Source organism: Streptomyces sp. NPDC016469, assembly GCF_040632905.1.
In the GTDB taxonomy this organism is placed as follows: domain Bacteria; phylum Actinomycetota; class Actinomycetes; order Streptomycetales; family Streptomycetaceae; genus Streptomyces.
Genome location: NZ_JBEYCQ010000027.1, coordinates 86,227 through 109,714, shown reverse-complemented (window position 1 = coordinate 109,714; position 23,488 = coordinate 86,227). Strand labels below are relative to the sequence as shown.

Here is a 23,488-nt window from a genome sequence, read left to right as displayed (position 1 = left end):
ATCGGCGTCGTGCAGTCGCTGCACCGCCAGGTCAAGACCGCGATCGACCTGTACGCGACGCCGGAGTGGCGCGAGGCGGGCCTGACGCAGTGGACGGAAGCCACACTGGAGCAGCTGCGGGCCGCCGAGCCCGGCAGCGACCACCAGCTGGCGTGGGCGCAGGCGTTCGCGGCCACTGCCCGCACCGACGAGCAGCTGGACCTGCTGGGGGCATTGCTCGACGGCAACCAGACGGTGAAAGGCCTCGCCGTCGACACCGAGCTGCGCTGGGCGTTCGTCGAACGCCTCGCGGCTACCGGGCGGGCCGACGAGAAAGTCATCGAGGCGGAGTACCAGCGGGACAAGACTGCGGCGGGCGAACGGCACGCGGCCACCGCGCGGGCGGCCCGGCCGACCGCTCAGGCCAAGGCGGAGGCCTGGGCCGCGGTCGTCGAGTCCGACACATCGCCGAACGCTGTGCACCAAGCGGTGATCACCGGCTTCGTCCAATCCGACCAGCGCGAACTGCTCGCCCCGTATACGGAGAAGTACTTCGCGGCGGTCAAGGACATATGGGAGTCCGGGTCCCGTTCGCAGGACATGGTCCAACAGATCGTGGTCGACCTGTTCCCCTCACTGCAGGTGTCGCGGGCGACCCTGGACGCGACGGATGCGTGGCTGGCCTCCGCAGAACCGAGCGCCGCCCTGCGTCGGCTGGTGTCGGAGTCGCGGTCGGGCATCGAGCGGGCGCTGAGGGCCCAGGCGGCAGACGCTTCCGCATAAGCGTTGCTTCTGGCCTCCGGCTTTGATGAGGCGCATCGGGTGCTGCCCACGCGTCCGTGTCCCGGGCGGTGGCCGTAGGGTGGTGTCCCTCCCGAGCCGGGACCCATTCCGCGGGTTGAGACCGTCCGCGAGGCCTGGCTGGACCAGTTGACCCTGCTGGGCGTGGCCCTCGCGGTCGCAATGGGCGGAGACTGCCTCGCGGATGTCGGAACTCTGAAGGCGACGGCGGCGCTGATACGGAAGATGCCCCCGGGAGGCCGGACCGCATCCGGCTTCCTGACGCCGCCATCCGCATACGCTCAGCGTGTGGCATCGCCGCGGGTCTCCTGAGGGCCGGGGACGACGCGATGGCTGACCGGGATGGGGGAGCTCGGAACCCAGGCCGGACACGTTGGGTCGGGCGTCGCCGACAGGAGGACCCCGCGCAGGGGCAGCGAGGCCGGCAGGCCTTCGAACGCCGGCACCGGCCGGTCCTCGTGGTAGGCGATCGACAGTGAGGGCTGCGCCAGCGCCCGCATCCGTACGACGAGCTCCGCTTCGTCCCCAGCGGCCTTGGGCTGCATGGTCTGCATGGGGACCGGGGTGAAGCTGAACCGGGCCTTGAACCCGAAGAGGCCCGGTTGAGCTGTGTGCCCGAGGAGGGAAGGGTCGCTGCCCAGTGAGGCCCAGGTGTAGCCGCGCTCCCGTGCCGCGTCGAAGGCAGCGGTGTACATCAGACGCGAGAGCATGCCGTTCCGGGCCGAGTCCGCTGCTGCGGAGAACCTGACGTGAACGAGAGACTGGTCGGGCCGCAGCGAGCACAGGCAACCGCCGACAAGGACGCCGTCGGCGTGCGCGAACACTCCGAGCAGAGAGGGCAGGTCACGCAATAGGAGCCGCTCCTGCCGCCTGGCGTAATTGACACCGTGGGGCATCGCGGAGATCTGCCGCTCGTACAATTCGAGGAAGCCTCGCAGGTCCTCCTCCCCCACTTGGTCGAGGACTCCCACCGTAATGCCGCTCGTGACAGCTGCCCGCGCGGCATTGCGGTGACTCTTGCGCTCGCTGACCGACAGGCGCTGTCGGAACGCGGCCGCCGAATCCGTCAAGGGAGCCAACCAGTTCACCCACGTCGGCTTGACCAGAAAGCCGGCAGCTTCAAGCGCGGGACGCCGATCAAGGTCTGCCAGCCTCACCCTGACGATGTCGACAACGCAGGCAGGGTCGTGCCAGTTCCTCTCCAGGGCTTCTTCCAAGCCCACGTGTGCGATCGTGACCGCTCCCTGCACGTCAACCCGCATGCTCGTCCCTCTGACCCGTCGATTCGCGCCGGTCACGAGCCGGCATGGCGGAAGATGCGTACTGTCCGGGGCAGGCGGACTGCCGCTTACATGGTGGTTCCGGTCCAGGCGCTTACGCGACCCAGGGCGCCATCGGATACCAGATCAGGTCACGGGCCGCGAGAATGCGTACGTCCCAGTAAAGGACCATAAAGATGCCGGCAGCGAGGAACGCCCCCGCCATCAGAGCTGACGCCCGGCCCGGGCGCTTCGTCAGCGCTCGGTGAATCCGGTCCCCGAAGAGACCTGTGACGATCAAGAACACCGTCGCCATGACCGTGATGTTGCCGAGGCTCTGCAGGGCGAACTCCAGCGCTGCGAAAAACGAGTTCCGGCTCTCAGCGGCATCCTGGAACAGCTGCCTGAACAGCGGGAACGGCCGACCGATGAGGAAGGCGCCGATCAGGCCGCCCATGAAAAGCAGGGGAGCACTCGGCAGAACCCGGGACACGTTTGCCAGCGGGTCGCGCACCACGCCCAGCGCGGCCAGCCCGAGGTACGTCATGACCAGGCCGATCAGCCCGAACACCACCATGGCCTGTACGAGTCGCCCGGAGAAGCCACCGCCGCCCTGGCCCTGCTCGAACTGCGGCATGCCCGCGCCCACGAGGCCGACGACCGTGCCGTACAGCGCCGACACGATGACAGCGCCCAGTGCGAGCAGACCGACTGGGCGCAGCGCGGCGGCCGTACGACCCCGTCGTGAGGTGGATCCAGCACCGGTCAGTGGCGCCAATGCGCTGAACACGGCGACGTTGCACGCTGTGAACGTTCCTGCGATGCCGGTGGCCAGGGCAAAGGCGAGGCCCGCCAGGGCGCCGGCGATCGGCGTCTCCTTGGCAGGGTGGCCCAAGAGCGTATTCGCCACGTTGTCACCGATGGTCTGGTCGACGAACTTCGCCGACCAGACCACTGTGAGCGCGAAGCCGAACAGCGCGCTGAGGGTCACGATCAGTGCGCGTCGCCGGGGCACGTGGCCGTTGAAGAAGAATGAAGGTGGGCGGGTCGCGGCTTTCGTACTCCGCTGCAGTGTCTGCGTCATGAGGTGTCGCCCTTCCATACAGGGGTGAGAGGGGGTGTCGCGCTGGGCAGCGGCTGCTTCGTACACCTCAGCGGCGTATTGAGCACGCGGCAGGAACGTCATGCGTCCACTTCGAAGGCCGTCCTCACCGGGGCACTTGGCGTTCCCACGGGCGAGAGGTCTCCGCGTCGGCCGCTGGCCGGGGCCTGGCCTGCTCGTGTTCGTACGTCGACGGCGGCTCCCCCTGCGGCGCGGCGCCCGACACATCCGGTAGCTGCATGTCGAAGCCCCGCCACAACCAGGCCCAGGCCGCGACCGAGCGGGGCAGCTTCGCATACGACACGACGCGCTCGTCAGGCACTACTCTCGCCCCTGCCTGCCAGTACGTGGGCGCACGGCGTCGTCCGACGCCTCCGCGGTCGTGGGCTCGTACGTGTACTGGACCCCGGACAGTTCCTCGGACAGGGCCCACAACCGTGCCTGCGCTCCCTTGCTTCGGGAAGCCCGGCTGGAGGACGCCGGCCCGGGTTTCCCTCGGTTCCCGAAGAGCCCCGACGGACCGAGATACGCACCGCCCGGCACATCAGCGTCCATGGCCGCCCGCAGCGAAGGCAGCGCCGCCTGCTCCGCGGGTTGGGCCAGCCGTTGGAGTCCCGCCGCCACCGCTGGGCGTAGCAGCGCAGGCGGGTCTCCGTTCCACAGCTGGGTCGGTGACAGCCCCGGATGCACAGCCAGGGACGTTGTGGGGGCGCCCACGGTGGTGAGCTGCTGCTGCAACTCCCTCGCGAACAGTAGGTTGGCGAGCTTGGAACGCCCGTACGCGGTCACCGATCTCCGGCCGTCATCGGCCCGGGCGCGGGCGGCATCGGAACCACCGATGCCTGCGGACGCGCCGGTCACCAGCGCCGTCCTGCCCTTCTGGCCGGGAGCATGAGCAAGGGACCAGGCCATACACCCTCCTAGAGGCACACAGGGGCCGAGCGTCAGCGCGCTCCGCTGTATCCACGTACGACGATGACGTCGGCCACGGCGTTGTAGAACGACGGGTCGGCCGGCAAGGCCGTAGCGAGTCCGCTCACGTAGCGGTTGAACATCGCGAACGCGGCTGCGATCAGTACTGTGTCGTGGATGTGGTCGTCCGTCGCGCCTTCAGCGCGGGCCGCAGCGATCGTTGTGTCGGAGACCGGGGCGGCCTTCGCCTGTACTTCCGCGGCAACCTTCAGCAGTGCCCGGATCAGCGGGGAGATGGGGGCCCGGTCCGCATCCGCGAGTACCGAAGCGACCAACTCAGTGCCGCCTTCCAGCTGTGCTGCCGCGAAGGCGCTGTGCGAGCCGGAGCAGTAGGCCGTGCGGTTCAAATCGCTCACGTACGCGGCGATCAGCTCGCGCTCACCTCGGCTCAAAGGCGACTCGCCTTCGCGCAGGAGAGTGTCGGCGAGCTGCGACAGAACACCCGCCGTGGCCGGGCGCTGGACGAACAGCCCGCTGATTCCGGGAAGATCATTGGCAATCTCGATGTGGGGCACGGGCGTCCTATTCCTCATCCGGAGTCGATAGCGACGTGCTCATAGTCGGGACACGCGCCCCTGGCAGCCAACTCCCAGAGTGCGGTGCTCATGCGTCCGGGCCTCTCCTCGAACCTCCTCCGATCCCCTACGGACACACGGATACACGGGTTCCGGGGAATCAGTACGCCGGGAAGAAGACTGCTGTTCGGGCGGCTGCTGCAATGCAGAAGTTGATTCCGATACTCGGAGGGACAACTCATGTCGACCGGCACACAAGGTCCGCCCTCTCGGTCGCGTCGTGCGTTCGAGGCGCTCAACACCTCATGGCACAAAAACGGGCTCAGGATATTCCTGGTAATTGTCCTGGCGCACTGGGCGGAGCACTTGACGCAGGCGATCCAGATCTATGCCCTCGGCTGGCCGGTGCCCGAGGCGCGTGGCGTCCTGGGGATACCCTTCCCATGGCTGGTCACCTCGGAATGGATGCACTATGGCCACGCGCTGGTCATGCTGGGTGGGATCATTCTGCTCCGGCCTGGATTCACCGGCCGGTCGCGCACCTGGTGGAATGTCACGCTCGGCGTTCAGACGTGGCACCACTTCGAGCATCTCCTCCTGTTGACGCAGGCGCTGGCCGGTTCGTATCTGTTCGGCAAGGCGGCACCCACCAGCATCGTTCAGCTCGTCATGCCGCGAGTGGAACTGCACCTGTTCTACAACGCCCTCGTCGGTGTGCCGGGTACGTTCACCGCACGCCGGCTCAGTTGCGTATCCCACCCCGGCCATGAGACCTGCGAGTGGATCGGCACGTTTCGATCTACCGATGGAACGGTCGAGCGCACGGCCGCCCGACTGTACGGTTCGTTCGGCCGTCACGCGACTGTCAGCAAGGCTGATTCGGAAGGACGATGTCCTCACCTTCCTCCCAGGCGTTGATGTGGTGGAAGGCAAAACAGGCCGGCCGCTGAGCAGCGGCTTCAGCGGGTTGACGACCAAGGGGAACTCCGCGAGCACCAGATACCGGTCCGTGACGCCGAAGCGGTGCATCTACGAGGGGCCGCAACACGGCGACGCCCGACAGTTTCCTTTCCGTCCCTCCTGCCGCCTGCCGATACACGCGGTACTCGCTACGGCGGGAATGGTGCGTCAGATAGTTGACCAAGTCGCCGGTGGCCCGGTCCTGGTGAGGGTGGGCTGACGTGATCTGGCCGTGCAACTCATCCTGATGGTCCACGATTCCCACCGTGGCAAGCGTCTCCGAATCGAACTCCACCGGCACAGGAGTCTCGGTCAGCGCCACCAGCCGCTCCCCGAAGCGGGCGATAGGGAGCGGCAGGGGTCGGTGGCGAACTCCATATAGGCGATCCGGCCCTGGGCGCACAGGCCTGGCCGTCGAACCAGTGCTGGAACGCAAGCGCTCCGGCCTCGAAACAGGCCGGACCGTTGCGCAGCAGCGTGCCGCTCAGCCAGTCCGGCAGGGAGCCTGTCACAGACAGCTCGTGGCGGACTTCTCGGATTCCAGGCTTCGCAGGCCGGCCGCAAAATCGAGGGCAGGCGGATGCACAGAGGTGCCGGGTGTTCGCATGTCCCTCCCCTCGCTGCGGGCGATCGGCGTGCGCGCACGTCACATGGAGCTTCATCGATTCGCTGTCCGGGCGTGGCTCCCTACACCACGTCGGTGGCAGGGGAAGCGCTGCCCGTTGAGGCATCAGTCGCCGCCGTTTGCGCTTCGGTGGTCTCGCCGGACGGCCGGGTGCGCTCTCCCCACCTCGCAATGGCCGGGCCGGTGAGCCCGAGGAGCAGCAGAAAGGCACCGACCCCGATCCAGCCGGTGCTGCCGAGGCTCAGCGCGAGTCCGAGCAGCAGGGCGGGTGCCGCAGCCTTCGCTGCTCCGGCGACCGCGCCGGCAACCCCTTGGTACTGGCCCTGCGCGTACGCGGGCGGCATGCCGAACTCGAACGCGAAGGTGCCGCTCACGTAGTAGATCTCGCCGAGTGTCAGCAACACCATGCCGACGACCAGGAGCAGCAGCGCCGCCCATGCGGGCACACCGGCCATCAGGCTCATCGCGGCGCAGCCCAGCAGCAGGGCGAAGCCGGCTCGGCGCAGTGCCGTGCCCCCGTCGGTGATCGACTGAATCTTTGCGCCGATTCTCACCTGGAGCAGCACGACAAGTGCTGTATTGAGCACGAAGGCGACGGTGACTGCCCACCCTGGCGCGTCGGTGTAGTTGACGATCCATACAGCGATCATGATTTCCAAGATCATGTTCTGTATCGCCATCGCGCCGCCGACCAGCGAATACGCAAGGAACGCCTTGTCTCTCAGCGCAATCCTCTTCGATGGCGCGCCCTCGGAGCCGTCGGCTTCCTTCTGCGGCCGGGGCAGCGGCTGGTAGTTGGGCAGCCTGAACAGCAGGGCGAGGGAGGCGACCTGAGTCAGCGTGAAGGCGAGAGCCAGCACTCGGTAGGAGGTGGGGGTGTCGATCTGAATGCCAACGCCGGCGATCAGGGAACCGAGGGACACTCCCAGGTTCGCCACCACTCTGATCTTGGACCTGATCGTGACCGCTTCGTCGCCGCCGATCCGTCGCAGCATCGCGCCGGAGGCGGGGTAGTTGGCTGCGAGGCTGGCGGCCGAGAGCATCTGGACCGCCAGCAGCATCCAGAAATTCTGGACGAACAAGTAGGAAACGCCCACCAGGCTATGACCAGCAAAGGTCGCCATCATCACGCGCCGCGGGCCGATTCGGTCGGCAAGCGCCCCGGCAGGAACGGAGAGCGGAATCGCCAGCAGCCCGGACACCGTAAAGGCAAGGCCTACTTGTGCCGCCGACAGGCCAACTATTTTGATGAAGTACAGGGTGCTGATGGGCAGGATGATGCCGCCACCGATCGTGGCGACGAATGTCGACACGACAAACGTGCGCTGAACACCTGGCTCGGCGAATGCAGATCCCATCAGGGACAAAAGCTTAAATCTGGACATACCCTGCCTTCTGTGTTCAGCAATGGCTGCACTCGCTGCAACAGCGTAGAGCGCACCTGACGCGGCAGCATCTCTCAGAATGCGATCTATTTCCAGGGATCGCCGGACTCATCGGGTACAGCGACAGACCAGGGCGCACATCCGCAATCCACGAGTCGTCGGCTTCCCTCTGCAGCGCATACGTTCCCTTCTCGTGCTTGAGCACGAGAAGGGAAGGTGGTTGGCATATGCCACACATCAAGGGGCCGGTTCGCTACCCGCTCTCCGCCGAGCTGTCCGCGCGCTGCGTCGATCAGCCGGGTGGAGAGGACATGGCGAGGTTCGTCATGCCGCTGGCGTGGCGGATCAAGGGAAACGTGGACTCAGCTGCCCTGCAGCATGCGTTGGACGACGTGGTGACCAGGCACGAGTCACTGCGCACCACCGTCACCTGCGGCTGCGGGGACGGCGAAGCCGGCTACCAGACAGTGCTGCCGCCCGTTCCAGTGCCGTTGACCGAGCACCGGTTGGCAACCGGTCCGAACCAATCGCGCGACGATCTCGCCGAGGAGCTCCTCGTCAAGCTTCACTCGGACACCATGTCGATGCACCAGACCCCTTTGCTGCGGGCCGCCCTGCATCGGTTCGATGATCAGGATTCCGTGCTCACCATCCTGTTCCACCACATCTCCGGCGACGGGCGGTCAACCCACCTGCTCTGGCGCGATCTGGCCGCCTTCTACCGTGCACGCACAACCGGGACGGAACCGGACCTGCCGCCCATCAGACAGTACGGTGAGTACGCCGAATGGCAGCAGGATTGGCTGAACAGCCCGAAGACCAAGGAACTCAAGGAGTTCTGGGGCGGTCAGCTCGCCAACGCGCACATCCTGGCGCCATCGGCAGATCACCCTGACCGGGTCGCCAATGCGCATGACCCTCACTACGGCAGCACTACCGTGGATGTGGCTCCGGACGAGATGGCGGAGGTACGGGCCCGCGCGCGCAGTGGGCGCAGCTCCACCTGGCACGTGCTGATCGCGGCGGGTGCGCTGCTCGCCGCTCAGCTCTCCGGGGAAACCGATGTGGCTCTGATGACCCTCCGGGCTTCGCGTGATCACAAGGATTTCCAGGAGACGATCGGCATGTTCGTCGACACCATGCCGCTGCGAGTCGATCTCAACGGATGCGAGACCTTCCGGGATGTCCTTGTCCGTGCACGCAATACTTGCCTGGAGGCGTATCGCCGCCCGCTGCCGAGCCGCAATATTGCAGAGCAAAGCCCTGATTTCCTACAGCCCTACGTGAGTTCGGAGAACGTACCGGTCCTCTTCACCTACTCGGTGCATGCACGACCGGGCGAGGAAATCAGGATCGCCGACGGAGCCGAGCCAGTGAAACTTCGGCAGGAGGCAGCGCTCAACCGAGGGGGCTTGTGCAACTGGATTATCTGGGACCTCCAGTCGGGCGGCCTGAGGATGCAGCTCGAATATCCCCCCGAGCGGATCGATGAAGGCACCGCAGCGCACTGGACCACGCTGTTCCGCGAGCTGATGCTGCGCATCACCAACACTCCCGATCAGAGCTGGAAGGAAGTCTAGTGGACGCCACAACCGCCAATGACCTTGCCTCCAAGGTTCTCGCCACGGTGATCACCGCGGTCCAGAGGGTCTATTCCGGGGAAGTCGACGAGAACCTGGACCTGATCGCGGCCGGCTTCGATTCGCTTTCCTCCATGGAGCTGACGACCATCCTGGAGCAGGAACTCGGTGTCGACTGCACGCTCGCGGATATTTTCGACACGACCTCTCTTGCCGAGCTGGCCGACCTTCTGGTCCAGCGCATCAATGAGGCCGGCAACCGGTAGCACCGAGGACCGGTGAGGAGGCAAGGAGCCCGCAGCACCTGATGGAGGCGTCGGATGACTGATGAGAACGAAACCTGCACAGTCGTCGTGTGCAGGTATCAACCGGAGCTGCTCGCGGCGCTCTTGGACCACGATGCCCGGGCTTCCCGAGACGTCGACGTCTGTGTCGTGCTGGAACGCGCCGACGTCATGTACAAGTCGACGGATGAACAGCTGCTTGCACGGTGCCGAAAGGTGTACACCGTCGGCAGTTTCGACTCGCTGGCCGAACTGTCGGCTGTAGCCGTCGATCTGCGCCAAGCCTGGCCGCCGGTGAGCCGGGTGTGCAATCAGGACGAGCTGAGCCAGTTCGGCGCGGGCTATCTGAGGTTGCTGCTCCAGGACGCTCAGTCCGAGCCGATTCATCACGTCGCGCTCCGGGACAAGCGTTTGATGAAGCAATTGGTCCGAGAAGCAGGTGTGCCCACAGCGGAGTTTCGGTCCCTTCCTGAGCCCGGAGACCGGGCCGCCGCAGCCGCGGCCGCGGGCGAGCTCACTGCTCCGCTGGTCGTGAAGCCGGCCGCCGGCTTCGGAGCCAGCTCCACGGTCAGAGTCGATGACGCCGAGGAACTGGGCCGGGCAACCAGCGAGGTGACCTTCGATCCGGCGCAGCGCTCCCGGCATCTGATCGTCGAGGAGTTCGTGCCGGGCGATGAGTTGTGCGTCGATGCACTCTGGTCCGGCGGAGAGGCGCTGACCTTCGTGGTGCACCGTTATCTGCGCCCACGGATGACAGTTCTGGAGAACGCGCTTGACGGATCGGTGATCCTGCTGCCCGAGGAACATCCTGAGTTGTACCGCCGGCTGCGAGAGATGCATTCCCGGATCAACCCGGCTCTCGGCATCCACGACGGGCCGAGCCACCTCGAGGTTTTCGAGCGTCCGGACGGTGAGCTGGTCTTCTCCGAGGTCGCTTCGCGTGCCGGAGGCGGCTGGGTCCAGGACATGATCAGTGCCTATCACGGCCACTCCACATGGTCACTGGTCGCCGAGACGGTTCTGACCGGTGGCGTTCCAGCCTTCCACCGGGCCTTTCCGCACATTGGCGGGATCAGTATCCGGCCGGCCTCGCCCGGTGTCATCACCGCGGAACCAGCCGACACCGACCTGCAGGCCTTTCCGGGCACGATCGCCTGGCACCGGCGCCGTCGCATCGGTGATCGAGCCCGTCTGATGGGACCGTCGGACTGGTACTTCTTCGTGATCCTCGGTGCGGACACGGCCGAGGGCCTCGTGGAGACCTGCGTCCGAGCTGCCCGGACCTTCGCCCTCCGGACGGACGCCGAGGACACATCCGCGGTTGCGTCGAAGCCATCGGACCGCGAGGGGCGTCGGCCGCAGTCGACGAGATGACGGCCTCCACGACGCCCTGGCCCCAAAGATCTGGTCGACGTCGACCGCCATGCGTGCAATTGAACCACGCAAAAGTGGAGAATGTGGGATTCTGAAATGAATGCAGATTACTCCGCTGCACCCTGGGCGGACGTGGCATGCGGTCTGTCGAGTCGCCACCCCTGCGGAACCGTTCCGATTCGCGAGTCAATCGCTTATCCGTTCCTGGAACAGGCAACCACACAGCCCCACCGCGAGGCCGTAAGGCATTCTTCCGGAGTATATACGTACGGGCAACTCGCAGAACGAGCAATTTCAGTTGCCGGCGGCCTCCAAGATTTCGGAGTCACACCGGGATCTCGGATCTCCTTGATCGCGAACCGCGACCCCCAGTTGATTGTTTCCGTCATCGCGTGCCTCATGGCAGGTGCAATCATTTCCGTCGTGGATGCATCGTATCCGGTGAGACGCATACATGGAATGGTCACTGCTGCTCGACCTGCCTGCGTACTCGTCGCCGGAACACGCTATCGCTCAGATTCAGGAATCCCCGTCCTCTCCACTGATAAAATCGCCTTCCGTAGCGGAACCGTCGCCGAAAACGCCTCCGCCCACGCGTATCTTGGACACACATCCGGGACTACCGGCCACCCCAAGCTTGTCAATGGAACGCACAGCGCGGTCAGGCACTTCATCCAGTGGTATACACAGAACTTCAAGCTGGACGCCCGCACTCGCTTCGCCATGATCTCCGGCCTGTCACATGACCCGCTGTGGCGGGACATTTTCCTGCCCCTCTCCATCGGCGGCCAGGTCCACATACCTGACGTCCGCACGTGGGCGCACGGAGAAAATCTCGCAGCCTGGTTGCAAGAAAACGCAATCACTGACCTCAACACCACCCCGACAATGGCACGAAGATTCCTGACGGGACAAGAGGGCCCTCTGACCGCATTGCGTCGTGTGGTTCTTGGTGGAGAGCCAACATATTGGGATGACCTTCGCAGCTTCACGAGGAGCGCCCCCGCAGCCACCTTCGTGCCCTCCTACGGTGCAACCGAGACACCCCAAATTGCCGCCCTGGGAGTCCTTGATCCCGGTGATATCGGAGACCAGTCGGGCATGGTTCCGCTCGGGGCCGCCGCTCCAGGCTTTGAGCTGGTGCTCGTGGACGAGACCGGCGTCAGGCTGTCCGGCGAGGGGTTCGGTGAAATAGTTGTCCGCTCTCCACACATAGCGCACGGATACTTCGATACGGAGAACAGCACCGGCTTCAGCGTATCGGGCGGCGTTCGCATGTACGCGACCGGCGATATGGCATACCGAACCGCACAAGGAAGCGTGGTATTTCGCGGGCGAGGTGACCGGCGCATAAAAGTCCGTGGCGTGAGGATCGAGTCGTCTGAGATCGAGTCGGCCATCAGGGAACTTCCAGAGGTAGTGGACTCCGTGGTCGTCATGGCGCCTCCACAGTTGCCCGGAAAAGGACTGCCGGCCAGCGAGAAGCTATTGGCGTTCGTCGCCACAAGGGGATCGGGCTCCCTTTCCGAAAGGCAGGTCAAGAGCCATCTCGCCAAAGCTCTACCGGCCCCTGCGGTCCCCGAGTTCGTTTCCGTCACGCGCGAGTTCCCCATCGGAACGAACGGGAAAGTCGACCTGCCCGTAATGCTCGATGAATGGAGGAAAGAGGTTCACACCCGAGCCGTTCCTCAAACAATCGGCGCCGCACGCTCAGATCCGCGCTTGCGCGCGCCGGCGGATGAATAGAACCACGCCGACCACGTCGTCGGGCCCTCTCCCTATCGCAGAGAACATCGCTCGGAACGGAGTTTTCCAGTGTCTGACACACCAACGCCGACCGGTACGAAGCGAGTCCTGGTCATAGGCTCCACCGGATATCTCGGCCAGTACGTCGCGCAGTCGTTTGCCGATGCCGGGTACCGTGTCGCCGCCTTGCAGCGCCCCGGTGGCCGACCGGTCGACCCGCGCTTCACCGCAGTACCTGGGGATCTGACGGACCCCGCCTCGTTGCGCAGCGCTTCCAAGGGCTTTGACCTGGTCATTCACGCAGGCCGGATTGAGGGCCCCCTGGAGCGCGAGGGTGTCGAGGCGATCCTCGCCTCCGGCACTCGGCTCATCCACACCTCTGGTGGCGACGTGCTCGGCCCTGGCGAAACCTTCGAGGACACAGTCCCCCAGCCACCCGACTGCGTGGCCTGGCGTGGCCCGGTCGAGGACGCGGTGCGCCAGGGCGGCGGCATCCTGATCCGGCCCGGACTGATCTACGGCAACAATGGCGGCGTCGTCCCGGACCAGCTGCTGCCGGTGACCGTCAAACTGGGTGCGGGACTCTACTTCGAACGGCGTGGCATACGCTGGCCGGCCGTGCACGTTGCCGACCTCGCGGAGCTCTATCTGTTGGTGGCGGAGAAGGCCCAGCCGGGCACCGCGTGGAATGGGGTTGCCGAAACCATCCTTGTCGACGAACTCGCTGCGGCGACGGGTGATGGAAAGTCGGTGTGCTGGCTGTCGACCGACAATCCCCCGGAGGAGATCGCGGACATCGTCGAGCTGTACGTGATGGACCATACCGTGAGTTCAGAAAGGACTCGGCGTCACATGGGTTGGGTTCCCAAACATCTGAACGCCATCGAATATCTTCGCGAGGAGTGCACGAAGGCGCTTCAGGCGCTTTCCTGACCTCGGTTCGTCAGCGGGTTCGATGCCCTGCCTCCCCGTCTGGTCTTCGTCGGTGCGGGGTCGGCGCGTCCGGTGACGGCCGGAAGCTCGCTGATGATCCACGCGCAAACATGAGTGTCCCGCCCATGAATATGCTGGGCGGGACACTCACGTTTGGCGTGGCCATTCGGGTCCGGCGGTGCAGTCCGGCCCACCCGTCCAGTGGCCACCGGTCGGGTGAGGGTGCGGTGTGGGACCGGGGTGCACAACGGACAGGGCTCCCGTGCCGTTGAGGGAGGTGTTCGACGCCTCAACTCAGCGACTCAGGAGCCCTGTTGGTGCTCATCGTCACCCGTGAAGGTGACCGCCCGTGCAAACTCGTCACCGCGGTCACCGGGCTGCTCACCGAGCGGTCACCGGGCCTACTGAAGACGCTGCGCACACACGATCCGGACTTCGGTCTCCCGAACGGCACGCTCGCGGAGCGCGACCGCGTCGGTGACGGCGACTGGGCAGCCCGTGCACGCGTCGAACAAGGCACAAGCACGACTGAAGTCCTGGCAGATCTTCCGCAGATCCCGCATCAGCCCCAACCGCATGACCGTCATCGCCAGAGCCATCCTCACCCTGGAGAGACAACGCTGAAAACGCTCAGTGAAGGACGACCGGAAGGGTTGCGTAGCCGTTCATGATGAACGTGCCCTGCGGCGGGATGTCCTCAGGCGCGGTGGCGAGCCGCATGTTGGGGAAGCGCTCGAAGAGAGCCGGAAGGGCGAGTGTCGCTTGGAGAGTGGCCAGCGAGCGGCCGAGGCACGCGTGTGGTCCGTAGCCGAACGACAGGTTGGTCTTGTCCTCGCGCAGGATGTCAAAGGCATCGGCGGTCTCGCCGTGGACCTTCGGGTCGCGCCCGACGCCCGCGAAGGCAATCAGCACCAGGTCGCCCTTCTCGATCCGGACGCCGCCGATCTCGACGTCCTCGGCCGCGTACCGGAAAGGCAGCTGGGCGACCGCGGCGTCCTTGCGGACGGTCTCGGCAAACGCCGTAGCCCAGTCGGCCTTTCCGCTCGTCACCAGATCCAGCTGGTCGGGGTGGCTCAGCAGGTCGACGACCGCGTGTGCCATGACGTTGCCGAGCGTCTCGGACCCTGCCCCGAGCAGCACGTGGAGGCTGCCGAGGAGTTCGTCGTCGGTCAGGGCGTCGTCCTCTTCACGTGCCTGGATCAGCAGACTGGTGAGGTCGTCACCGGGCTTTGCGCGCTTGGTGGCGACGAGCTCTGCCATGGCCTCGTGCCACTGGCGCAGGTTCTCCTCCGCCTCCTCCGGCGTGATGGTCGTCTTGCTGTTGGCCACCGCGCCCTGCAGCATCCGCTTGCGCGCCTCGACCGGCACCCCGAACATGTCGCAGATGACCCAGGCGGGCAGGGCGTACGTGAACCGGCCCTTGAGGTCGACAGCCTCACCCGGCTCGGTGGTTTCCAGGTCGTCGAGCAGTTCCCCGATGACCTTTTCGATGAGCGGACGGCTGGCTTCCACCTGGCGGGGTGCGAAAGCGTGGGAGACCAGCTTGCGCAGCCGATCGTGCTCTTCGCCGTCCCGGGTGTTGATGTTCTCCATCATCACCCAGGTGATCATTTCCCAGTCCATGGACACGTCGCCGTTGACCAGCGGCGGCCAGTACTTCTTGGCGTTCTTGGGGAACCGCGGGTCGAGAAGCATCTTCTTGGCGACCGCGTAGTCGGTCACCGACCAGCCGAAGTAGCCGCCCGGTAGTTCGACGCGGGTCACCGGCCCCTGCGCACGCAGCGCGCGTGCCTCGGCATGGATGTCCTTGCCCAGGCGGTCAAGGACGATCGGGCACTTACCCATTGAGTCTCCTCCAATGGACCTAGTGATGCCGGCGGTACCCAGCTTCGGAGTCGCCGACGGGCTGTGTGTGAAATCGGTGTTCGCCCACCAGCGGGGGCACCGGACGGAGCGCCCAGGGCTTCCGCGCGTTCCCGGGATCGCCACCTGGGCGGTGATGCTCAGGAGTGGCTACGGGCGCTGGTCGTAGCTCTCCGTCAGGGTGGGGTCCTTGACGATGGCCGGCGCCAAGGCCTCGTCGATCCTGCGCACGAGTTCCTCGTCCAGCTTCTGGCCTGACGCGGCGACGTTCTCGACGACCTGTTCGGGGCGCGAGGCACCAACGATCGCCGCGGACACAGACGGGTTGTGCAGCACCCAGGCGATCGCCAGCTGGGCGAGGGTGAGACCAGCCTCCGCCGCCAGCGGCTTGAGCAGCATCACCCGCTCCAGGAGCTCGTCCTTGAGCAGATGCCCCATGAACATGTCGTTGGCCGGGTCGGCTCCTCGGGCACCTGCGGGTCGCTGCTGTCCGGGCACGTACTTTCCGGTGAGCACGCCCTGCGCCATAGGTGACCAGGCGAACAGTCCAAGCCCTTCCTCGTCCCCCGCCGGCATCACCGCGGACTCGGGGACCCGCCAGATCGCGTTGTACTGAGGCTGGGAGGAGATCAGCGGCAGGCGCAGCTCGCGGGCGAGTGCGGCAGCCGCGTGGATCTGCTCCGCGGTCCACTCCGAAACCCCGATGTAGAGGGCCTTGCCCGCGCGGACCACGTCGGCAAATGCCTCCATGGTCTCCTCGAGCGGGGTGAACTTGTCGAAACGGTGGGCCTGGTAGATGTCGACGTAGTCCGTCCGCAGCCGCCGCAGGGAGCCGTCGATCGACTCGAGCACGTGTTTGCGGGACAGACCGCGATCGTTGCGACCCGGGCCCGTGGGGAAGTAGACCTTGGTGAGGATCTCCAGGCCTTGCCGACGCTCGCCGTGCAGGGCTTCGCCCAGCACAGACTCCGCACGGGTATCGGCGTACATGTCCGCCGTGTCGAATGTGGTGATCCCGGCGTCGAGCGCCGCGCGGACACACGCGCGCGCGGCGTCGGCCTCGATCTGCGACCCGTGGGTGATCCAGTTCCCGTAGGCGATCTCACTTACCATCAGGCCACTGCGGCCGACGAAGCGGTATTCCATCGTTCCGTCCTCTCGGTTCGGCCGATCGACAACGAGGGGTACCGCAGGCACCCCTCGTCGCGGTCCGGCCTGGTCAGCTGCCCGAACCCGGCATCGGCACCACGCCGTCCATCGGGGTGTTCGCGTAGCAGTCCACCAGCCACTCGCCGTCGCGCTCGACGAAGAACCACATGGCGCGGATGGCGTGCTCGGTCGGCACCTCGGTGGCGTCGGGCAGATATGCGCCTCCCTCCGAGAGAAGCAGCACGACCTTCTCGTCCTCGCCGACGTAACGCATTTCCTTCGGCACGCCGAGAACGTGCGTTCCCTTCCACTTGCCGCGGAAGGCTTCAGCCATGTACTCGTGAATGGCCGTGCGGCCCTTGAGCAACGCCCCGGGGAGAATCACGCTGGCGTCCGGTGCGTAGACCAGCGAGAACGCTTCGGCGTCCTGTGCGCGCCAGGCCGCGACGACGCGCTGGATGAGCCCACGGACCGCTGCCGCGTCGTGAGGACGAACCGCGTTGGTCGGCGCGGCTGTTGTGTCGGTGGTCATGGTTCTCCTGTCGGGTCGCTCAGACGAAGAAGGTGTTCGGCTCAAGCCCGCACAGCACCCGGCCGTAGAGCTCGAGGTTGGTGCTGGGCAGGTTGAGCGCGTGGATGGTGATGGCCTGGATGTCCCGGCGGATGCGCTGGATGAGCTGGTCGGCGTAGATGGAACTGGCGCCGGATGCGCCGGCGAGCAGGTCCACCGCCTCCGCGGTGAGCTGGCACACCCTGCCGACAGCCACTCGCGCGTAGGCGCGTTCCTGAAGCGTCCACTCCTGACCCGCGCCCGCCTTGCCGTCCACCATCGCGGCGAGCTTGCGGGCATGATGCTCGGCCTCGTCGGTCTTCAGCGTCGCCTCGGCGACCTGCAGGTGGGTGACGGGTGCGTCGATCTGCCGCTCATATGACGTGTTGGTTATGGGGCGCTTGGCGATCCGTTCCAGGAAGTCCTCCTGGGCCGCGCGGGCCAGACCGATGAGCTTGCCGCAGGTGGCGGCCCCGACAGCACCGACCACCGGCGCGCGGTACATCGTCGATTCGGCATTGCGCTTCGAGGCGTACTGCTGCTGCAGCAGGGCCGGGATGGGGATGTAGCGTCCCTCCGGGACGAAGACGTCGTGCCCACTCAGCGTGACGCTGCCGGTGCCACGCAGGCCGGAGACGTCCCAGTCCTCGACGACGTCGAGCTCGGCGCTCGGAACAAGTCCCATGATCGGCAGCGCACCGTCATCGGTGGGCAGGATGGCCGAGAACACCTTCCAGGAACTGTGCGCGGCGCCGCTGTTGAACGCCCAGGTTCCGGTGACCCGGAGGCCGCCCGTGGTGGGTTCGGCTGTAGCCGTCGGCGCGAGGGTGCCGCAGATGCGCACGTCCGGGTCGGCGAAGACCGCGTCCTGCACCTCATCGGGGAAAAGGCCCACATTCCACGACATGATCCACCAAGCGGCGACATCGAAGGCCACGGAACCGTCGCCGCGACCGAGTTCGATGCCCACGTCTATCAGCGTGGCCGCGTCGCACTCGTAGCCGCCGAAGCGCGCGGGGGTCCGCATGCGGAAGATCCCGGCTTCGGTCAGCGCGGCGACCACCTCGTCCGCAGGTCGAGCCTTGTGCTCGGCGCGGGCAGCATGCTCGCGCAGCATCGGCACCAAGCCCCTGGCGCGCTCGACCAGTTCGGCCCGAGTGGGTATGGCTGTGCTCTGCACTTCGGCTCTCCTCTACTGTGACTGTGCCGGCGTCGTGGCGCGCACTGCCGCGGCGAACGACCGCAGATCGGCGGTGAGCAGGTCAGGCTCTTCCATCGCGGCGAAATGACCGCCGCGATCGTGCTCGGACCACTGCACGATGTTCGGAAAGACTCGCTCGGCGAAGCGGCGGATCGGCTGTGCGGGATCGCGGGGAAAGACCGAGACACCCAGTGGCACCGGCAGCACCGGCGGCGGCGGGGGCAGGTTCGGCGCAGTGGGCAGAAGCGGGGCGTTGTCGCAGTAGAAGTGCGCGGACGACGCTCCGCTGCGGGTCAGCCAGTAGAGCGTGGCGTTGGTCAGCAGCTGATCGCGGTCCACCGCGTCATCGGGCGACTTCTCCGCGTCGGTCCACTCCATGAACTTCTCGACGATCCAGGCGAGTTGGCCTACGGGGGAATCGGTCAGGCTGTACGCCAGCGTCTGTGGCCGGGTGGCCTGGAGCTTCATGTAGCCCGATCCCTCATCGGCGAAGAGCGACAGCAGGCCGAGCCGGCCGAGCTCGATCTCGCTGAGGCCGATGAGGTCGGCGGGGTCAGGGCCCGGCGGGGTGATCAGGAAGTTCAGATGCAGCCCGGCGACATGCTCGGCATCAAGACCGGCCTGGATCGTTCCGACCCATGTGCCCAGGTCGGCGCCCTGAATCACGTAGCGGTCGTAGCCAAGGCGGCCCATCAGCTCGGCCCAGGCGCCTGCCGTCCGGAAGAAGCTCCAGCCGCGGTCGGCCACGGGGTTGGAGAAGCCGAAGCCAGGAAGGCTGGGGATCACCAGGTGGAACGCCTGCGAAGGGTCTCCGCCATGTGCGCGGGGATCCGTCAGTGGCCCGATCACATGGGTGAATTCCACGAAGGACCCCGGCCACCCATGCGTCATGATCATCGGTGTCGCGTCCGGCTCGGGCGAGCGTACGTGCAGGAAGTGGATCGGCGTGCCGGCGATCTCCACGCGGAACTGCGGGAACTCGTTGAGCTTGGCCTCTGCGGCGCGCCAGTCGAACTCGGTCCGCCAGTAGGACACCAGATCACGGAGGTAGTCGAGTGGCACACCCCGCTCCCAGTCCATGCCGGGGGACGTCTCCGGCCATCGGGTGGCGGCCAGTCGTCGCTGAAGATCCTCGAGCTCGGCCTCAGGGATATTGATACGGAAGGGTTGCATCTACGCTCCATGACCTTCGGCAGGACGATGACGGCGATGACAGGGAGTTGCCGCGCCCAGCGGAAAGGGGCCGACGTCCGTCACGCTAGGCGGACGACGCAGACCGCCGAAAGTGCCTGGCTGACCAGCGCAATCACGAAGTGGAAGCCTCGCACTACAGAAGAAGAACGAAGGCACGCCCGGGCTTTAGCGTGGACTGAGGATGACAGCGGGTCCGTATGGTTCACACCCAAGGAGATATGAGCTCATGGCAGCACACATCGGCGACCGCGCGGTCGTGCTGGGCGGGGGGATCGCGGGGTTGTTCGCCGCGCGCGTCCTTTCCGAGTCGTACCACGAGGTGACCGTGATCGACCGGGACACCCTCACCGGCGCCTACGGTCCGCGCTCCGCCACCCCACAGGGCCACCACATCCACGCACTGCTCGCCCGTGGGCAGCAGGTCATGGAGGAGCTCTTCCCAGGCATCACGCGCGAGCTGACGGCGTGCGGTGTGCCGGTCGGTGACTTCGGTTCCAGCCTGAGCTGGTACTTCAACGGGCAGATGATACGCAGGACGGAGACCGGTCTGGTCTGCGTTGCCGCCGGTCGTGCACGGCTGGAGGCTCACCTGCGCGAGCGCGTCACCGCGCTTCCCGGCGTGAGCTTGGTCGAGCGCACCGACATCCTCGGACTGGTCACGACCGGGCGGGAGCGGATCGTCGGAGTACGGATACAGGAGAAGACGCCTGGGTCCGCCGAGAGGAGCCTGGAGGCCGACATCGTCGTCGACACCACGGGCCGCGGCTCCCGCACCCCGCGGTGGCTCGAGGAACTCGGGTTCGGGCAGGTGCCGCAGGAGCGCGTCTACATGGATCTGACGTACACCACGTGCGACTTCGAGGGGCCGCTGCCCTTCGATCCGATCGGCGACGACATCGCGCTGATTCCCGTGGCGACGCCGGCGATGCCGCGTGGAGCGATCTTCGCCCGCATGCCGGACCGATACTCGCTCTCGCTCACCGGAATCCTCGGCGACAAGCCACCAACGGACCTCGAGGGTTTCCTCCGGTACGCCAGGACGCTGCCCGTCCCGGAGATCTACGAGGCGGTCAAGGACGCCGTGCCGATGGGCAAGCCCCACACCTTCCACTTCCCGGCCAGCGTGCGCCGGCACTACGAACTGCTGCCCGACCTGCCTGAGGGCCTGGTCGTCCTGGGCGACGCGGCGTGCACGTTCAATCCGGTGTACGCGCAGGGCATGACCGTCTCGGCGCTGGGTGCTGCGCTGCTCGCCGAGCATCTGAGGGTCGGATCGCCGCCCAAGCCCACCGCGTTCCAGCGGGACCTGGCCCAGGTGATCGACGCGCCGTGGATGATGGCCGCGGGCGCCGACCTGGGCTTCCCCGGAGTCCAGGGTCTGCGCACGCTTGAGGTTCGGATGGGCAACGGGTACATGCCCAAGCTGCAGGCCGCCGCCACGGCTGACTCCACTCTGTCCGAGGCCTTTCTGCGTGCGGCCGGCATGATCGACCCGCCGCAGGCTCTGATGAGCCCGGAGATCATGGGCCGTGTCTTCGCCGCAGGCTGATCCGGGACGCACCTCGCCGCCTTCTCGGCCGCATCGGTCTCGGACACCCCGATGAGTCCCTTGCGAGTGGCCCTGCGCACTCGGCCTCGGTTCGAGGCGGTCCCGCAGTAGATGGCGCGGTTGCAGGGCCTGGGCCGGCGAAGCGTGCCACGCGCCCGTGTCCGCCTGGAGAATCGCCTCCAGGCGGACACGGGCGCGCAGCCGGACCGGTCACGCGGCCTCGGGCCCGCGAACTCGCCCCCTGTCGGCGTACTCCTCGCGGTGCTCACCCGCTCGACCCACCAACGGGCCACCGGATTCCCTCGCTGAGGCAGCAGCCCTCCTCCAGTTCTCCTGATCGGGCCTACCGCAAGGTGAGCACGTACATCCGTACCCGGCTGGGCACGTTCATGTGTACGCAGACACCCCCTCCATACGTGCGCGGAGCCGACAGATGGTTGTCGGCTCCGCGCACGTATGGAGGGGGCGATGCTGTCACAGGGCCTGGATCATCGCCTCGGCAACATGAGTGTCCTGCTCCACAGTGCCGCCGGACACACCAACTGCGCCGATCGTACGGTTGTTTGCATCCGAGAGCGGGAGGCCGCCCCCGAAGGTGATCAAGCCGTCGTTGCTGTGATCGATGCTGTAGAGCGGGCCGCCGGGCTGCGAGATCTCGCCCAGGGTCGCGCTGGGCATGCGGAACAGCACTGATGTCTTCGCCTTCTTCAGGGCGATGTCGATGCAACCGAGCCAGGCGTCGTCCATCCTCGTGAAGTGCAGCAGGTGACCGCCGGCGTCGACGATCGCGATGTTCATCGCGACGCCGATGTGCTCAGCGGCCTTCTGGCCGGCAGCGGCTATCCGAGCGGTTGTCTCCAGGGTCAAATCGGTCACGGCAGGTCCTGCCCTTCGGAGTCATCGGTAGAAGCGGAAGGCTGAGGATCGTGGGGTGATGCTCATCGCGCAGGAGCGGACAAGACGCAAAGAGGACGAGCAGGCCGGCCGGGCACGGCACGGAGCACGAGCGAAGTCCACGTGGAGCCCGCTGTCCGGCGATCGCTAGCCGAGCAGGCGCAGACCCGTACCGGCCAGCAGATACGAACCCGTCTGCTCCGTCCCGCCGGCGGCCAGGCTCACGAACGCGGCTCCTGCCACCTCCGGGGTGAGGACCGGGTCCCCCATCCCCTTGATGAACTCCTCGACGCCGATTCCACTCCGGCGTGCGTATGCCTCGGCCGCAGCGAGGCCGAATGGGGTGGCTGGAGTCAGCTGCGGCAACACCGCCGCGAAGTTGATCCCGAGACCTTCTCGGTCCGCCTCCTGTGCCGCGTATTCGGTCAGGAAGCGCACGGTCGACTTGGCGCCGGCGTAACCTCCGCTCAGAGGAGATCCGCGCAGGGCCGCCCCACTGCTGGTCACGATCACCTGGCTGCCTGGCTCAAGCGGCCGTACCAAGGCCTCGCGTACCCATGTGAAGGCGATCCGGACGTCAACGTCCCACGGCGTCGAGAAGGTTTCCCAGGTCTGCTGTGCAATCGGGCGCAGCAGCGGCGAGGCACCCGCAAGGATCGCGAGCACGTCCGGACGGTGACGGTCGAGCAGCTGACCGGCCAGCACCGGGTCGGCTGCGTCGCCTTGCTCGCAGTGCAGCCGCGGCTGTCCTGCGGCGAGTTCGCTCAGGGGGGCCATGTCGCGGGACAGCGCCACCACCTCTGCCCCGGCGGTGAGGAACGCCTCGAGCACACCTCGGCCGAGCCCCCGGCTCGCGCCTACCACCAGGGCGCGTCGTCCTGCGAGTTGACCCATTCTCCTCGTTCCCTTCCTTCGTGCGCGACAGCGGGTGGCGGCTGTGTCAGCGATCTCCGTGTATTCGGCACTACGGCAGTGCCGTGCACGGCGGAAGCCGGAACGTTGCTGGGTACCTGATCGGCGCGAGACGAAAGCCGCAGACGCTGACTTTGGCAGGAGGGCCCGGTGTGGACATCTTTCAGATTGCCGAACCGGAGGCCCTCTGCTGCCAATCACCTGATGGGGTGAGGACTGCCATGCGGCCGAAGAGTCCGAACGGCGTCCTGATCAACATGCGGCCGTGTTGATCAGGACGCGGGAACCATCCCTACGACTGAGACGAATCCCCTCGTGCAATCAGTTCCTCAAGGCTGGCGAACGGCCGCAGCTCCAGGCGCCCCAGCTGCGCCAGCGGGTGAGCCCGTGCTACCTCGATGGCCTCATCGCTGTCTGCGCACTCAAGGATGTCGAAGCCGACGATGACGTCCTGGGTAGCGGCGAATGGACCTTCCGTCACGAGCAACTCGCCGTTGCGGACACGGACGGTCAGGGCCTCCTTGCTGGACACCAGGGGACTGCCCAGCACACGCCGGCCGTTTGCGTCGTTGGCGGCGACCCAAGGACCGCAGTCATCGGATACGCCCGTCTCGGGCTCGCTGTCGGTGCACACGAACATCATGAACTTCATTGGTCTGCT

General features: G+C 66.3%; 22 protein-coding genes and 1 pseudogene. 9 read left to right on the top strand and 14 right to left on the bottom strand.

The features are described from left to right. Window positions 1-762 (top strand): ERAP1-like C-terminal domain-containing protein (locus tag ABZ565_RS27205; RefSeq protein WP_361032130.1); only part of this gene is annotated, 762 nt, incomplete at its 5' end. Window positions 763-1,061: 299 nt separating this feature from the next. Here the strand turns inward: ABZ565_RS27205 and ABZ565_RS27200 are convergent. The 3 genes from ABZ565_RS27200 to ABZ565_RS27190 form a co-directional block, all read right to left on the bottom strand. After that, window positions 1,062-2,003, bottom strand: a complete 942-nt coding sequence (locus ABZ565_RS27200; RefSeq protein ID WP_361032126.1) for a GNAT family N-acetyltransferase — start codon at window positions 2,001-2,003, stop codon at window positions 1,062-1,064. 151 nt (window positions 2,004-2,154) lie between these two features. Then, a complete protein-coding gene (locus ABZ565_RS27195; protein ID WP_361032124.1) occupies window positions 2,155-3,123 on the bottom strand; it encodes a hypothetical protein in 969 nt (322 codons plus the stop codon). 962 nt (window positions 3,124-4,085) lie between these two features. Continuing rightward, the gene (locus ABZ565_RS27190) at window positions 4,086-4,628 is read right to left on the bottom strand and encodes a carboxymuconolactone decarboxylase family protein (protein WP_361032121.1); all 543 of its coding nucleotides are present in this window, start codon (window positions 4,626-4,628) and stop codon (window positions 4,086-4,088) included. 240 nt (window positions 4,629-4,868) lie between these two features. Between ABZ565_RS27190 and ABZ565_RS27185 the strand changes: the two genes are divergently transcribed. Next, a complete protein-coding gene (locus tag ABZ565_RS27185; RefSeq protein ID WP_361032118.1) occupies window positions 4,869-5,546 on the top strand; it encodes a hypothetical protein in 678 nt (225 codons plus the stop codon). Here the strand turns inward: ABZ565_RS27185 and ABZ565_RS27180 are convergent. Genes ABZ565_RS27180 through ABZ565_RS27170 form a run of 3 tightly spaced genes read right to left on the bottom strand, consistent with a single transcriptional unit; the run spans window position 5,494 to window position 7,571 of the window. Continuing rightward, complete coding sequence (locus ABZ565_RS27180) at window positions 5,494-5,883, bottom strand: carotenoid oxygenase family protein (RefSeq protein ID WP_361032115.1); 390 nt, start codon at window positions 5,881-5,883, stop codon at window positions 5,494-5,496. The genes ABZ565_RS27185 and ABZ565_RS27180 overlap by 53 nt on opposite strands. Then, window positions 5,828-6,250 carry a carotenoid oxygenase family protein gene (locus ABZ565_RS27175; protein ID WP_361032112.1) on the bottom strand — a complete coding sequence of 141 codons (423 nt, stop codon included), beginning with the start codon at window positions 6,248-6,250 and terminating at the stop codon, window positions 5,828-5,830. Before ABZ565_RS27175 ends, ABZ565_RS27180 begins: the two co-directional genes overlap by 56 nt. Before the next feature lie 25 nt (window positions 6,251-6,275). After that, window positions 6,276-7,571: an MFS transporter gene (locus tag ABZ565_RS27170; protein ID WP_361032109.1), complete on the bottom strand. Its 1,296-nt coding sequence runs from the start codon at window positions 7,569-7,571 to the stop codon at window positions 6,276-6,278. A 254-nt stretch (window positions 7,572-7,825) separates the two neighbouring features. Between ABZ565_RS27170 and ABZ565_RS27165 the strand changes: the two genes are divergently transcribed. The 6 genes and pseudogenes from ABZ565_RS27165 to ABZ565_RS27140 all read left to right on the top strand — a co-directional run. Then, window positions 7,826-9,178 carry a condensation domain-containing protein gene (locus tag ABZ565_RS27165; protein WP_361032106.1) on the top strand — a complete coding sequence of 451 codons (1,353 nt, stop codon included), beginning with the start codon at window positions 7,826-7,828 and terminating at the stop codon, window positions 9,176-9,178. Continuing rightward, complete coding sequence (locus ABZ565_RS27160) at window positions 9,178-9,444, top strand: acyl carrier protein (RefSeq protein ID WP_161211897.1); 267 nt, start codon at window positions 9,178-9,180, stop codon at window positions 9,442-9,444. Before ABZ565_RS27165 ends, ABZ565_RS27160 begins: the two co-directional genes overlap by 1 nt. A gap of 54 nt (window positions 9,445-9,498) precedes the next feature. Then, window positions 9,499-10,836: an ATP-grasp domain-containing protein gene (locus tag ABZ565_RS27155; RefSeq protein ID WP_361032103.1), complete on the top strand. Its 1,338-nt coding sequence runs from the start codon at window positions 9,499-9,501 to the stop codon at window positions 10,834-10,836. Window positions 10,837-10,917: 81 nt separating this feature from the next. Beyond that, a complete protein-coding gene (locus ABZ565_RS27150; protein ID WP_361032100.1) occupies window positions 10,918-12,582 on the top strand; it encodes an AMP-binding protein in 1,665 nt (554 codons plus the stop codon). Window positions 12,583-12,651: 69 nt separating this feature from the next. Further along, window positions 12,652-13,515 carry an NAD-dependent epimerase/dehydratase family protein gene (locus ABZ565_RS27145; RefSeq protein WP_361032097.1) on the top strand — a complete coding sequence of 288 codons (864 nt, stop codon included), beginning with the start codon at window positions 12,652-12,654 and terminating at the stop codon, window positions 13,513-13,515. Window positions 13,516-13,874: 359 nt separating this feature from the next. Then, window positions 13,875-14,139 (top strand): annotated as a pseudogene (locus ABZ565_RS27140) (IS5/IS1182 family transposase); the annotation flags it as partial. 6 nt (window positions 14,140-14,145) lie between these two features. On the opposite strand, the gene ABZ565_RS27135 reads toward ABZ565_RS27140, so the two are convergent. The 5 genes from ABZ565_RS27135 to ABZ565_RS27115 all read right to left on the bottom strand — a co-directional run bounded on the left by ABZ565_RS27135 (window position 14,146) and on the right by ABZ565_RS27115 (window position 19,451). Then, window positions 14,146-15,360 carry a cytochrome P450 gene (locus ABZ565_RS27135; protein ID WP_361032094.1) on the bottom strand — a complete coding sequence of 405 codons (1,215 nt, stop codon included), beginning with the start codon at window positions 15,358-15,360 and terminating at the stop codon, window positions 14,146-14,148. Window positions 15,361-15,528: 168 nt separating this feature from the next. Next, a complete protein-coding gene (locus tag ABZ565_RS27130; protein WP_161211893.1) occupies window positions 15,529-16,524 on the bottom strand; it encodes an aldo/keto reductase family protein in 996 nt (331 codons plus the stop codon). Between the two features lie 73 nt (window positions 16,525-16,597). Next, window positions 16,598-17,059, bottom strand: a complete 462-nt coding sequence (locus ABZ565_RS27125; RefSeq protein ID WP_361032091.1) for an SgcJ/EcaC family oxidoreductase — start codon at window positions 17,057-17,059, stop codon at window positions 16,598-16,600. A 19-nt stretch (window positions 17,060-17,078) separates the two neighbouring features. Continuing rightward, on the bottom strand, window positions 17,079-18,257 hold the full coding sequence (locus ABZ565_RS27120) for an acyl-CoA dehydrogenase family protein (RefSeq protein ID WP_361032088.1): 1,179 nt from the start codon (window positions 18,255-18,257) through the stop codon (window positions 17,079-17,081). A gap of 12 nt (window positions 18,258-18,269) precedes the next feature. After that, window positions 18,270-19,451 (bottom strand): epoxide hydrolase family protein, encoded by a 1,182-nt coding sequence (locus ABZ565_RS27115; RefSeq protein ID WP_361032085.1) that lies wholly within the window; start codon window positions 19,449-19,451, stop codon window positions 18,270-18,272. Between the two features lie 247 nt (window positions 19,452-19,698). Here ABZ565_RS27115 and ABZ565_RS27110 point away from each other — a divergent pair, with 247 nt between their 5' ends. After that, a complete protein-coding gene (locus ABZ565_RS27110) occupies window positions 19,699-21,021 on the top strand; it encodes an NAD(P)-binding protein (RefSeq protein WP_361032082.1) in 1,323 nt (440 codons plus the stop codon). A gap of 474 nt (window positions 21,022-21,495) precedes the next feature. On the opposite strand, the gene ABZ565_RS27105 is transcribed toward ABZ565_RS27110, so the two are convergent. The 3 genes from ABZ565_RS27105 to ABZ565_RS27095 all read right to left on the bottom strand — a co-directional run bounded on the left by ABZ565_RS27105 (window position 21,496) and on the right by ABZ565_RS27095 (window position 23,479). Further along, complete coding sequence (locus ABZ565_RS27105; protein ID WP_018105852.1) at window positions 21,496-21,897, bottom strand: heme-binding protein; 402 nt, start codon at window positions 21,895-21,897, stop codon at window positions 21,496-21,498. A gap of 165 nt (window positions 21,898-22,062) precedes the next feature. After that, entirely contained in the window at window positions 22,063-22,809 is a 747-nt protein-coding gene (locus tag ABZ565_RS27100) for an SDR family oxidoreductase (RefSeq protein WP_361032078.1), read from the bottom strand. Between the two features lie 310 nt (window positions 22,810-23,119). Further along, complete coding sequence (locus ABZ565_RS27095) at window positions 23,120-23,479, bottom strand: YciI family protein (protein WP_361032075.1); 360 nt, start codon at window positions 23,477-23,479, stop codon at window positions 23,120-23,122. Between the last annotated feature and the right edge of the window lie 9 nt (window positions 23,480-23,488).

Coding starts and splice junctions, on each gene's coding strand:
- ABZ565_RS27195 (WP_361032124.1), bottom strand. CDS start 3,123: ATGACGCAGACACTGCAGCGGAGTACGAAAGCCGCGACCCGCCCACCT.
- ABZ565_RS27185 (WP_361032118.1), top strand. CDS start 4,869: ATGTCGACCGGCACACAAGGTCCGCCCTCTCGGTCGCGTCGTGCGTTC.
- ABZ565_RS27175 (WP_361032112.1), bottom strand. CDS start 6,250: ATGAAGCTCCATGTGACGTGCGCGCACGCCGATCGCCCGCAGCGAGGG.
- ABZ565_RS27170 (WP_361032109.1), bottom strand. CDS start 7,571: ATGGGATCTGCATTCGCCGAGCCAGGTGTTCAGCGCACGTTTGTCGTG.
- ABZ565_RS27165 (WP_361032106.1), top strand. CDS start 7,826: ATGCCACACATCAAGGGGCCGGTTCGCTACCCGCTCTCCGCCGAGCTG.
- ABZ565_RS27155 (WP_361032103.1), top strand. CDS start 9,499: ATGACTGATGAGAACGAAACCTGCACAGTCGTCGTGTGCAGGTATCAA.
- ABZ565_RS27150 (WP_361032100.1), top strand. CDS start 10,918: ATGTGGGATTCTGAAATGAATGCAGATTACTCCGCTGCACCCTGGGCG.
- ABZ565_RS27135 (WP_361032094.1), bottom strand. CDS start 15,360: ATGGGTAAGTGCCCGATCGTCCTTGACCGCCTGGGCAAGGACATCCAT.
- ABZ565_RS27130 (WP_161211893.1), bottom strand. CDS start 16,524: ATGGAATACCGCTTCGTCGGCCGCAGTGGCCTGATGGTAAGTGAGATC.
- ABZ565_RS27125 (WP_361032091.1), bottom strand. CDS start 17,059: ATGACCACCGACACAACAGCCGCGCCGACCAACGCGGTTCGTCCTCAC.
- ABZ565_RS27115 (WP_361032085.1), bottom strand. CDS start 19,451: ATGCAACCCTTCCGTATCAATATCCCTGAGGCCGAGCTCGAGGATCTT.
- ABZ565_RS27110 (WP_361032082.1), top strand. CDS start 19,699: ATGGCAGCACACATCGGCGACCGCGCGGTCGTGCTGGGCGGGGGGATC.
- ABZ565_RS27100 (WP_361032078.1), bottom strand. CDS start 22,809: ATGGGTCAACTCGCAGGACGACGCGCCCTGGTGGTAGGCGCGAGCCGG.
- ABZ565_RS27095 (WP_361032075.1), bottom strand. CDS start 23,479: ATGAAGTTCATGATGTTCGTGTGCACCGACAGCGAGCCCGAGACGGGC.